The sequence below is a fragment of the Streptomyces netropsis genome, from assembly GCF_014203545.1.
In the GTDB taxonomy this organism is placed as follows: domain Bacteria; phylum Actinomycetota; class Actinomycetes; order Streptomycetales; family Streptomycetaceae; genus Streptomyces; species Streptomyces netropsis.
Window position 1 is genome coordinate 1 of record NZ_JACHJG010000033.1, and the last position, 11,312, is coordinate 11,312.

An 11,312-nucleotide genomic window follows, 5' to 3' on the forward strand; every position below is an offset into this window, starting at 1 on the left:
ATCTCCTCGCGGCTCTTCCAGTTAGTGAACGCGTCGTCATTGACAGTCACAGGTCCATCTTTCGAGCTAGGCGGCGCTCATATGCTAACCCGCCGCTGCTTTGGTCCTCCAAGGGGAGTCCTTGGGCGCGATCCCGTGACCTGGCCCGCAGGCCGCTCCAGGGGGCGGGACCCCCTTGCCGGCACCGCTTTCCCCGGCGGCGGCCGGTGGCGGCCGGGCCGGTCCCGGACCATCCCCCCGAACGCGAACGCGAACGCCGGGCTGTGCGGTGGTGTCATCCTGATCGACGAACTCGTTGCCGGGCCGTGCCGGTTCCTGCCTGGTCCCCTGTGGTGCCCCGTCGGTGACGGTCTCGTCGAGGCGGGGGAGGGGGTGCCGCTGCCGGGCGGGGAGCGGCGGCCTCCCGCACCGTCTGCCAGGCGGGCCACCGGTCCCCGCCTGCCCGGGTCCCCACCCGTCCCGTCCGCCTGGTCCCGTCCGCCTGGTCCCCGCCTGCCCGGGTCTCCGTCCACCCCGCCCGTCCCGTCCGCCCGTCCCGTCCGCCTGGTCCCTGCCTGTCGTGGTCCCTGCCTTCTCTGCCGGTTCGGCGGTCCGCCTCGCCCTGCCGGGCCCTGCCCTGCCTCGCCCCGCCGGCCCGGCCGCCGGCCCGGCCGCCTCGCTCCGCCGGGCCTCGCTCCGCCGGGCTCCGCCTCGCTCCGCCGGGCTCCGCCTCGCTCCGCCGGGCCGGGCCGGCCGGTCGGCTGTGTTGTGTGTGAGGGCTTGTTCTGTGTGCCGGGCCGGATGGCACCGCGGCGGTGTGTGCGGGAGATTTTCCGGTGTGTGGTGCGTTCTGGGAATGACGGGTGGTGTCCAAGTGCGCATGGTCCCGGGGGACTTGCCGGGGCCGGGGTGGTGTTCCGGGCGGAACCGGGGCCGGGGTGCCGTTGCCGGGCGGAATCTGTCTTCGCGGGGGACTGTCTCTGTGGTGGGGAGCCGGGATGGCTGGTGCGAATGTGATCGGCGGTGGTGGTGTGAGTGTCGTCGCCGCGTTGCGGGCGCCTGTGCGGGGTGTGCTGCGGGTCTTCGGGCGGCGGGGTGTGGAGGGGGTGTCGATCCCGGGCCAGGAGGGGGCCGGGGCGGGTGTTTTCGTGGTCGTTTTCCTGTCGGTGGTGGAGATCGCGCTTGTCGACGCGCTGCTGTCGGCTCCCTGGGCGCGGGTCGCGGCGCTGCTGGCTGGACTGGCGGTGGCGTATGTGATGGTCGGGTTTGCTGTGGCCCTGGTGGCTTGTCCGCACCGGCTGGCGGCGGGGAAGCTCACTGTCTCCTACGGTGCGGCTTTCCGTGCCGAGGTCCCGCTGCATCTCGTGGAGGAGGTGGCCGAACGGCGCGCGATGACCGGGCAGAGCCGCACCGCGGAGGTCAGTGACGGGGTGTTGTGGGTGCCGGTCATGTCGGTCACCAATGTGGTGCTCAGGCTGCGTGAGCCGGCCCGCCTCGAGGCGGGCCGGGCCACGGGGGCTGTGCGGGAGATCCGTATCCACGCCGCGGATCCCGGCGCGGCGGTACGGGCTGTGCGCGGTGCCCTGGCCGCCGGGCCCGTACCGCGACCGTCCCCCGGGGCGCCGCAACCGTCCCCCGTACCGCGACCGTCCCCCGCGCCGCGCACGGGCCCCGGGGTGGCGGGGGAGGGCCCCGGGGTGGCGCGACTGTCCCCCGGGGTGGCGGGAGAGGCCGCCGGCCAGGCGCCTCGCTGGCTGCGCCGGCTGCGGTGGGCCGGGTTGCTGGTGCTGCTGGCCGAGGTCGTGCTGGTGGCTTCCGGTCTGCTGGACTGGCGGATCGCGGCCGGGGTCCTGGCTGTCACCGAGGGCGTGCTGTTGGTGCTGGGCCTGGTCTTCGGTGCCGCGTTCGTTTCCGGGTACCGCAGGCTGCGCCGGGCGGGCCTCGGCCGGCGGGCCGCTCTGGGCGGTGCGTTCTTCTCTCTCGTGCCCCCGCCGGTGGCTGAGATCGTGCGTCATGAGCTGTCGGTGTGGGGCGTCCTCGCGCGGGCCGTGGCCTTCCGTACGCAGCAAGAGCGCGGCGAGGCACGGCTGGGCCGGGCGCCCGGACCGGGCTGGGCCCCCGTGGCCGCGGCAGTCGTCCTGGCTGCCGGTGCGGCCGGGCTGCCCGCCTGGCTCGGTCCCGCCCCGGTCGTCCTGGCCGGGGCCCTGGTGCTGTTGTACGCGGCTGCTGTGGCCGCGGCTTTTGCGGTGGCCGGGCGGGTGCGCCGGCACGGGGTGTGTGGCGGGCGCGTTGTCCTGCGCTGGGGGCTGCGCCACATGGTGGTGTTCCCGCTCGCGGCGGTCGAAGATGCCGGGATTGCTGATGCGGCGGGGCAGCGGTCGTCGGAGTCCCGTTTCGTGGTGCCCGGCAGGGCCGCCGGTGCCCTGGTGCTCCGTCTCGGCTCCCCGGTGGAGGTTCCTGCCCGTATGGGGGCGTTACGGCCTGTCATGACCATCGTCGTCCCCCTGCCCGATGCCGCTGCGGCCCGCACCACTTTCCTGGGGCGCCCCGAAGGGGAATCCCGGTGAAGGCCCTGGTCCTCGCGGGCGGCTCCCGGTACCCGCATATGTCCCTAAAGGCACCTGTATGCCGGGCAACTGCTCCCGTCGCGGGCAATCGGCTGTTCCACGGCCTGGAGGCGATCACGGCAGCCGGACCACCGGGACCACCAGGACCACCGGGACCACCAAGGCCACCGGGCTATCGGCCCCCGGGGATGCCGCTCAGGGCAGGCGGGCTGTTTCCGGGGACGGCTCACGGCGCAGGCCGGGGCCGAGGCTGATCCACCCTGGCTCACCTGGCTCACCTGACTCGCGTGGCCCTTGTCCAGTCTGTGGAGACTGGCTCATGTGCTGGCTGTGGCGCGGGGGTTCCTCGCCGGCGGCGGCTTTCGCGATGGGGTGGTCGAGGTGCCGGCAGAGCCCTGCCTCGCGGACGGTGCCGCTGTCCTGGACGGTGCTGCTGTTCTGGATGGTGCTGCTGTTCTGGATGGTGCTGCTGTTCTGGGCGGTGCTGCTGTTCTGGGCGGTGCCGGCAGTCGGCGCCCCGCGGGCGGGTGGGGGCGGTGGCCGTCTGGCAGCGTCATCATCGGTGTTCGTCCAGCTCTGTGAGCAGTGAGGGGTTGACGATGCGGACGATGGTCTCGATGTCGGCTCTGCTCGCGGCGGGCCAGAGGACGGCGCGCGCGGCCCGGTACTTGGCGGCGAGGCGTTCTCGTTTTTCGGGCGGCAGCTGGGCGGCTCTGTCGGGGTGGGAGTTGTGGGCGTTGTCGGCGATCTTCACGAGTGTTGCCCGGGCGTCGCCCGTGATGCGCTGGATCATCTCCGTGTAGGGCGTGCCCGGCTGGTGGGTCACGGCTTCCACGATCTCCACGACGCGTACGGGGATGCCGGCGGCACGCAGTTGCCCGGCGGTCCAGCCGGTGTCTTCGATGATGTCGTGCAGGAGTCCGGCCATGACGAGTTCGTCGCCGAACGGCGCGAGCCCGGCGGCTACGGCGCGGACGTGCTCGATGTAGGGCGTGCCGGTCTTGTCGGCCTGTCCGGCGTGTGCGCGGTCAGCCAGGAAGTCGACCTCGTGGACGGGCTTCATGTCTGCTCCTCCGTGTTCTTCGCCGTGACGGCGCCGGCGGCCTCGTGGGTGGCCTGGGCCTGCCCCGCCACAGCTCCGCCGGGCTGAAGCGCCCCCTCGGCAACGGCACGGAGACAGGACTCCGGAGACGGGGCCGGAGGCAGTGAAGGCCCGGCAGCCTGGCTGCCGGGCCCTCACGTGCGAGTAGCGGGGACAGGATTTGAACCTGCGACCTCTGGGTTATGAGCCCAGCGAGCTACCGAGCTGCTCCACCCCGCGTCGGTACGGTGAACACTACGGCACTCGCGTGGGGCCGGCGGACCGGTTCGGCTGGTCCGGTCCGCCGGCGGCGGTTCGGCGTGCGGCCGGCTCCGGGTGTTCGGCCGGGGCCGGCAGCCCTTGAAGGCGCTCGCACTTCACCGGAAACGGCCTCTGCCCTTTGCCGGGGTGGCCCGAAACGTGTCCGGCGCAGGCGGAGTGGGCCTGTCGTCGTCGGTGACTCCGGGCGTCCGGGGCGGCTGTCTCACGTCCTGTCCGAGGGCCGGCCCGGAAGTGCCAGGGGGGTGGTGGCCCAGCCGTGTTCGAGCAGGGCGAACAGGTCGTGCAGGGTCCGGGCCGGGTCGGTGCTTGCGCGGGCGATGCCGGGGGCTTCCAGGGTGAAGCGTGCCAGGCCGGTGACGGCGGGGGCGTCCGGGGCGAGCCCGGTGGCTTCGGCGAGGGCGGCGGCCAGTGTCTTCTCGTGGCGTGACCACATGCGCCGGGCGTGGTCCCGCAGCGCGGGGGTGGATTCGACGAGGAGGAACGTGGGGTCGTCGGTCCGCACGACGGTCCGGGTGTGCACCATGTGGTCGCGCAGGGCGTGCAGTACGGGCTGGCCGGGGGCCCGGTCGTGAACGGCGGCGACCAGGGCGCTCTCGATGTCCTCGTCCAGGTCGAAGACGAGGGCTTCCTTGCTGGGGAAGTGCTTGAAGAGCGTACTCAGCGACACATCGGCCGCCTCCGCCACCTCGCGTACACCGACGTTGTCGAAGCCGCGTTCGGTGAACAGCCGCACTGCGGCATCCGCCAGGGCCTGCCTGGTCCGGGCCTTCTTGCGCTCACGGCGCCCTGTCGTCGTCTCCGCCATGCCCCCACCCTACCCGCTTGAGGGGATCCGATCACAATGGCAATCGGATAGAAAGTCGGAGCGGTTGTACTTTTGGGGTTGCTGTGTTTCTGTTGGCGGTGAACCCGGCCGGGACCCGGCCCGCCGGACCCGGGGCTGCGTTCCCTCACCGGAACGCCCGATCCGTCATGCCCGGGAACGGCCCGCCGGAAGGGCCGGAGAAGGACCTGCGCACGCCGGCCGCCGGCCACCCCGCTCCCTTCACCGGGGCAGCACCGCAAGGCACCAGCACTCTCTTGATCCGTGGAACGGAGCGTGACCCTTATGTCCATCCTTATGTCCACCACCCCTCGCATCGCGATCGTCGGTGCCGGCCCCGGCGGCCTCGTCTGCGCGCGCGTCCTGCAGCAGCACGGTGTGCCGGTCACGGTCTTCGAGCACGAGAGTGACCCCCACTCCCGCTCGCAGGGCGGCACCCTCGACATCCACGAAGAGACCGGCCAGGCCGCCCTGCGCGCAGCCGGACTGTTCGACCGGTTCCTCGCCCTGTCCCGGCCCGAGAGCCAGGAATGGCGCCTGTACGACCGCCACGCCACCCTGATACGCCACGACCGGGCCGACGAGGGCGATCTGGGCCGGCCCGAGATCGACCGCGGCCGGCTGCGCACCCTCCTGCTGGACTCCCTCGCCCCCGGCACGGTCCGCTGGAGCCACTCCGTACGGGCCGTCACCCCGCTGCCCCACGGCACCGTCCGCCTGCATCACCACGACCGCACCGCCGAGGACTTCGACCTCGTCATCGGCGCCGACGGCGCCTGGTCCCGCGTGCGCCCCGCGCTCTCCGGCGCCCAGCCCTCCTACACCGGTGTCACGATGGTGGAAGCCCGCTTCGACGACGTCGACCACCGTCACCCCGGCATCGCCCGTCTGGTCGGTGACGGCACCATGTCGGCCAAGGCGGGCCACCGCAGCCTGGTGCTGCAGCGCAACAGCAACGGGCACGTCCGCGCCTACATCACCTTCCGCGGCCCCCAGGACTGGCACGCCGGCCTCGACCTCGCCGACACCGACGCCGTACGGGCCCGCCTCCTTGCCCAGTACCGGGGCTGGGACGAGAGCCTGCTGGACATCCTGCGCGACAATGAGGGCGGTTTCATCAACCGGCCCCTGTTCGTCCTTCCCGTTCCCCACACCTGGCAGCGCGTCCCCGGTATCACCCTGCTCGGCGACGCCGCCCACCTGATGCCGCCCGTCGGCGTCGGCGCCAACCTCGCCCTGCTCGACGGCGCCGAACTCGCCCAGGCCGTCATCGGCCACCCCACCCTCGACGAGGCCCTCGGCGCCTACGAAAGCGTCATGCTGCCCCGCGCCGCCGGCAACGCCAAGGCCGCCCGGCAGATGCTCGCCACCCTCCTGCCCGACACCGACTCCGACGACGCCGCCTTCCCCGACGCCATCTGGCCGGCCGGCGCCCTCCCTGACCCGGGCCCCGCCCGCACCGGCTGAGCCCGGCCGGCCGTGCGCCGCCCCCGACGCCCGGCGGTCCGCCGGATGACCCGCGCAGCGGCTACGCGTGCGGATCGTCGTGCGCCGGCTTCGTTCACTTCAAGCGGCAGCGTTTCTCCAGGGGTTCGGGCGTCAGGCGTGGCCGGCGAAGGCGCGAATGTTCACGGGAAATGAAGCCAACGGGGTCACCTCTTGGGACGACGGCTCATCCCCGGCGGCGGGGCCGGTCCTCAGCTGATCCGCTCCGCCGGCTCGACGATGACCCCTTCCGGGCCCCGGACGGAGCAGAGCCGGTAGCTGTCTTCGTAGCGCTCCAGTTCACCGAGGATGGCGCGGCACGCAATCAGCCACCCGTCCGCCGGTTCTGCACCAGAGCCACAGAACCCGGTCGCCCCGGTGCCGGTGAACGGCAGCGTCGTCCGGGTGGGGGTTCGCCCAGTTCTACGAGCAGCGCATGGCCAAGCTGATCCGGCACCTGACGCGGCAGGGCGCCAACGGCCACGAGGCGGCAGACGCGGCCCAGGCCGCGTTCACCGAGGCGTTCGTGAAGCGGGAGACCATCGAGCACCCGGCCGCCTGGCCGCGGCTGGTCGCTATCGGTCTCTACCCGCGTAAGCCGGCCCGCCGCGGGGACCTCACCCATGAGTTCCCCGAACTGCCCGGCGGGGTGTGCCCGCTGCGCTCGGTGGAACTCAAGGAAGAGGAAGCCCGGGTCTGCGCGGCGCTCGCCGGCCTGCCGCCCCTGCAACGCGCAGCGCTGGCCTGGCACCTGGACGGCTTCACCACCGGCGAGACCGGCACGGCCCTCGGCATGACCCACCACGCTGTACGGCAGAACCTGAGCCGCGGCCGCGCCCGGCTCAAGACACCCCTGCCGAGCGCGACCGACGGAGGCGGCCGATGACCCACTTCGGCAACGACGCCGAACTCGACGCCCTGCTCGGCACCGCGGACAACGCCGTATTGACCGCTGTGGAGCACGGCCTGGACCCCGACGCCGGCCGCGCGGCCCTCTTCGCACTGGTCACCGCACCGGAACACGGGGACCGGCAGCCGCCACGCCGGACAGTCGGCCACGACGGAAACGTCACCGACTCCACCGGAATCCGGGGGGCGCCGGCAGGGATCCGCATCCATGGCCCGGTGAGGCACCGGTCCCACACGGTCGACGTCAACGACCTGGTCAACGAGCTGCTGGAACTGCTGGCAAGGATTTCGGACGACCTCGACGTGCTCCGGCACCGGCTGGACCGCGCACCGAAGGGACGACCGCTGGCGCCAGGCCGTGTGGAGACGGCCACTACGCTGGTCGCCGCTTTGCTCATGGGAGTCCAGGAACGGAACGTGGGCGAGAAGACGGCTCTCGACCCGGCCGAAGCCGCCCTCCGCGAAACGGCGGCGCTGCAGGGGGAGCTCGACACCGCTCCCTGCAGCAAGCAAGACCTGCAGGGCTGGGCTCGGGCCACCGCGCGATGCCGTCAGCTGCGCACCTTCCTGAAGGCCGCACGGTCCCTCGTGGCGAAGCTGTTTGCCGACGGCGGAGAGCAGTCCTGCCTGCTCCCGGTCCCCACCGGATGAACCGGCCCCGTCCCGGTTCCGGCCGCGGCGCGCGTATCGCTCGAGGCACTGGACATGCGCTGGATTCCCCGCCGGCGCGCCGGGGATTGACGGGCGGCACGCCCTCGGGGCGAGCGCGGCCGGGGCACCGGCGTTCCCGGTCCGCGTCGTCGGACGGCGGGCTTCCCGAGCAGCCGTCAGCCCGGCGCACGGCCAATGGAACAACAATGTGTTGTTTCATTTCAGGGTTGGGGTAGGGTGGCCGGTATGGCTGGTGATGCTCAGGGCGAGGCCCGTCAGCGGTTGTCCAACCTGGTGGACGGGAACGGCCTTGCGGCCGACGGGAACCCGGCGCGCCGTCTGGAGGAGGACGCCGCTCTGCTGGGACGGCTCCTCGCGGCCGCCGGTCCTCTGCACAGTGACGGGCAGATGCCGGACATGGCCGAAGACGATATGGGCGCGGGGCTCGGTCTGCTGACGGACATGCGCCTGTCGCTGGACCGGCTCGAGGCGCAGGCGGTCATGGAGGCCAGGCGCCAGGGCATGGACTGGCGGCAGATCGCCCAGCACCAGGGCCTGAACTCCTCTCAGGCCGCCTCGCAGCGCTATCAGCGGCTGGTGACCCGGCTCGAAGAGATCCGCCAGGGCGTCAGGTAGAAGGGACAGAGCACAGATGACGGACCAGCCGGAGTTGTTCGCCGCGGTCGACTCACTGCTCGCCGCCGTGGACGGCGGCGCCGTGCTTCCCTGTCCGGCGGAACGGGTGCGGTTGCGGGAGGCGGCCGGGCTGACCCAGGCCGCGATCGCCCAGGCCCTGGGCGCACGGGTGCCGAGCGTCCAGGCATGGGAGGCCGGCCGCGCCGAGCCGAAGGGGGAACGCCTTCAGGCGTACCGCAGGCTGCTCGAAGGCCTCGCCGCCCGCTTCCCCGCCCCGGCCCCCGCACCAGCCTCGGATGTCCCTGCCGGCAGCTCCGCGACGCAGACGCAGACGCAGACTCTGCCCCCAGGCGCGGCCACCGGCACGGCGGCCGAGACCATGAACCAGCACACCCCGCAGCGCACCACTTCCCGCCCCGGGACCACGGCCGGGCCGTCGCCGGCCTTGCGGCCCCCGGCCGCGAAGAGAACCATGCCGACGCCTACGGCGCCCGGCACCGACCCGCGCTTCGCCAACGGCCCGCTCGCGGTCGTCGACGTCGAGGACGGGCAGGTATCGGCGTACTGCGTTGACGGCCTGGTCCTGGACGTGCCCGCCAAGTCCATCCCGGCCCTGGTCGACTGGACCCTCACGGAGGCGAAGCTCGGGCAGCCGAAACTGTCCGGGCCGGGCAAGGACGCCGACCCCCTGATCGTGCTCACCGAGGCCGCGTGCGAGCGCTACGGCCTGCCGCTCCACCTCGGTGAGGAAGAGCGCCTGTCCGGTCGGCTGCCGGAGGGCCACAAGGTCATCAAGCAGCTGGCACGGGCCGACTGGCAGCTGACGAAGCGCGGGTTCGGGCCGTGGGCGCGGATCTACCGCCCGGCACAGGGCTCGGAACGCAACTGCGTCCAGCTGTGCATCCCGTCGTGGGACGCGCTCGACACCCGCCACTGGGCTGAGGCCAGGCAGCTGCCGCCGGCGGAGCTCGCCCGGCTCCTGGGCACCTACGCGGCCCGGGTGATGACGCCGCGCGGCTCCACCGCCGTGACCGGCCTCGAGCTGATGACCGCCCTGCACCCGCCGACCCGAGCCGGCGCACCCGACCCGGACGGCAAGCGGCACAGCGAACACAACCCCGGCAGCCTGGGCAAGGACCCCGTCGACCCCGCGCCGTGCGAGGCCCCCGACGGGCACCCGCTGCTCGCCGGCCTGCCGCGCTTCCACCGCCGCACCCCGGCCGAGGCCCTGGTGGAAGAGGCATACGACTGGTCACGCCCGCTCACCGACGCCGAATGCCTCCAACGGCACCTGGTCGGTATCGACGTCAACATGGCCTTCGCCGCCGGCGCGAACGGCACGATCGTCGGCCTCGGTGCGCCGACCCACCTCAAGAGCCCCGCATTCGACCCGAAGCTGCCCGGCTCCTGGCTGGTCGACCTCTCCCATGTCGACCTGTCCCGCGTGAAGACGGGCAAGGAGTGGCAGCAACTCGAAGCGGGCATGCTGCCCAGCCCGTTCACGCCGAAGGGCACCCGCCCCGACGGCCCGGCCTGGTACGCCACTCCGACCGTCGCCTACGCGCTGGAGCTCGGCTACGACGTGGCGCCGGCCGAGGCGTACGTCCGGTACGACAACGGCCGCTACCTGGACGGCTGGTACAACCGCCTGCGCGACGCGTACGTGGAGACCATGGCCGACCTGGGCGTGCCCGCCGACCTGACGCCGCAGGACTTCCTGGCGGCAATGGACGGCTACCGGCAGCGCGACCCACAGCTGGCGATCGTGGTGTCCGCGATCAAGGCGACCGTCAAGGGAGGCCTCGGCAAACTCCGCGAACGCCCGCGCGGCGAAGGCTGGAAGCCGGGCCGGCCATGGCGCGCCCTGTCCCGTCCGACGTGGCGCCCGGACATCCGCGCCGCCGTCATCTCCCGGACCCGCATCAACATGCACCGCAAGATCGTCAAGCACGCGGCCTTCACCGGGCAGTACCCGGTCGCGATCCTGTCCGACTGCGCCGTGTACGCGGCCGACGGGCCCTCCCCGCTGGACTTCCTGCCGTACCGGGACGGCAAGCCCCTGCCGGGCGGCTGGCGGCTCGGCGTCTCGCCCGGGATGGTCAAACACGAAGGCACCCAGACCACCCTGTGGGGCGAGGGCGTGCGCGAGCAGTACGGCCAGGAGCTCAACCTCGCCCGGTACATCAAGGACGGCCAGGTCACCAGCAAGGACGACGGGGAGTAGACCGCGATGAGCATGTTCGTGGACGGCCTGGACAAGGCAGTGCAGCGGGCGTTCACCCGCCCGATCCCGAAATCCGCCGGCGCGCAGGTGCGGTACCTGGTCAAGCAGCGCAAAGGCAGCACGAAAGCCGTTGCCGAACTGCTCGGCATCACCCAGCGAACCGTCGAGCGCTATGTGAAGGACCAGATCAAAATGCCCCGGCGGGACCTCGCGGCCCGCCTGGAGGCCGAGGTCACGCGGCGCTGGCAGCCGCAGGTGAGGGCCAGGGCCCGGCAGCGGGCGGCGACCACCGGCGGCATCGTCATCGACACCCGCGCCCGCCTCGGCTACACCGCCCCCATCGGCAGCACCGACCAGGACCGGATCCGCCACCTGACCGTGGCCCTGCCGCCGCAGTACGCCGCCCTCCTCTTCGACGCCCAGGAGCAGGGCGCCGGCGAGCAGCAGCTGCAGGAAATCGCCGCTGAGGCGCTCAGAGAGGTGTACTTCCAGGACTCCGGCCGCCGCGCCGGCAGCCTGGAGGAGGTGCGCTTCACCGACATCGAGCACCTCGACTTCGACCTGTAGGCCCCGAACAGCTGCACCCCGCCGTCTGGGGTCGGTGAGCCGGAGCACGATGGTTGTCATCAAGGCCTGCTTGTTGCCGCCAGGCGAACGAGGCTGCTGAGGGGAGGG

At 72.5% G+C, this 11,312-nt stretch carries 10 protein-coding genes and 1 tRNA gene; 8 read left to right on the forward strand and 3 right to left on the reverse strand.

The genetic code is table 11. The features are described from left to right. Nucleotides 1-977 precede the first annotated feature (977 nt). Both FHS38_RS34620 and FHS38_RS34625 read left to right on the forward strand, forming a co-directional pair. Entirely contained in the window at nucleotides 978-2,546 is a 1,569-nt protein-coding gene (locus FHS38_RS34620; protein WP_184740546.1) for a hypothetical protein, read from the forward strand. A gap of 409 nt (nucleotides 2,547-2,955) precedes the next feature. Next, on the forward strand, nucleotides 2,956-3,135 hold the full coding sequence (locus FHS38_RS34625; protein ID WP_184740548.1) for a hypothetical protein: 180 nt from the start codon (nucleotides 2,956-2,958) through the stop codon (nucleotides 3,133-3,135). On the opposite strand, the gene FHS38_RS34630 is transcribed toward FHS38_RS34625, so the two are convergent. From FHS38_RS34630 to FHS38_RS34640, 3 genes are all read right to left on the reverse strand, one after another. After that, nucleotides 3,103-3,609: an HD domain-containing protein gene (locus tag FHS38_RS34630; protein ID WP_184740549.1), complete on the reverse strand. Its 507-nt coding sequence runs from the start codon at nucleotides 3,607-3,609 to the stop codon at nucleotides 3,103-3,105. The two genes, FHS38_RS34625 and FHS38_RS34630, sit on opposite strands and share 33 nt — an antisense overlap. A gap of 184 nt (nucleotides 3,610-3,793) precedes the next feature. Next, nucleotides 3,794-3,867 (reverse strand) — tRNA-Met (locus tag FHS38_RS34635). A 244-nt stretch (nucleotides 3,868-4,111) separates the two neighbouring features. Continuing rightward, a complete protein-coding gene (locus tag FHS38_RS34640; protein ID WP_184740551.1) occupies nucleotides 4,112-4,714 on the reverse strand; it encodes a TetR/AcrR family transcriptional regulator in 603 nt (200 codons plus the stop codon). 315 nt (nucleotides 4,715-5,029) lie between these two features. Here FHS38_RS34640 and FHS38_RS34645 point away from each other — a divergent pair, with 315 nt between their 5' ends. From FHS38_RS34645 to tpg, 6 genes are all read left to right on the forward strand, one after another. Continuing rightward, nucleotides 5,030-6,199, forward strand: coding sequence for an FAD-dependent oxidoreductase (locus FHS38_RS34645; protein ID WP_184740553.1), 1,170 nt, complete (start codon nucleotides 5,030-5,032; stop codon nucleotides 6,197-6,199). A gap of 454 nt (nucleotides 6,200-6,653) precedes the next feature. Then, nucleotides 6,654-7,103, forward strand: coding sequence for an RNA polymerase sigma factor (locus FHS38_RS34650; RefSeq protein WP_184740555.1), 450 nt, complete (start codon nucleotides 6,654-6,656; stop codon nucleotides 7,101-7,103). Next, nucleotides 7,100-7,777 (forward strand): hypothetical protein, encoded by a 678-nt coding sequence (locus FHS38_RS34655; RefSeq protein ID WP_184740557.1) that lies wholly within the window; start codon nucleotides 7,100-7,102, stop codon nucleotides 7,775-7,777. Before FHS38_RS34650 ends, FHS38_RS34655 begins: the two co-directional genes overlap by 4 nt. Nucleotides 7,778-8,023: 246 nt before the next feature. After that, nucleotides 8,024-8,413, forward strand: a complete 390-nt coding sequence (locus FHS38_RS34660; RefSeq protein ID WP_184740560.1) for a hypothetical protein — start codon at nucleotides 8,024-8,026, stop codon at nucleotides 8,411-8,413. Between the two features lie 16 nt (nucleotides 8,414-8,429). Beyond that, complete coding sequence (gene tap / locus FHS38_RS34665) at nucleotides 8,430-10,637, forward strand: telomere-associated protein Tap (RefSeq protein ID WP_184740561.1); 2,208 nt, start codon at nucleotides 8,430-8,432, stop codon at nucleotides 10,635-10,637. Between the two features lie 6 nt (nucleotides 10,638-10,643). Continuing rightward, nucleotides 10,644-11,204: a telomere-protecting terminal protein Tpg gene (gene tpg / locus FHS38_RS34670; protein ID WP_184740563.1), complete on the forward strand. Its 561-nt coding sequence runs from the start codon at nucleotides 10,644-10,646 to the stop codon at nucleotides 11,202-11,204. Nucleotides 11,205-11,312: the final 108 nt, after the last annotated feature.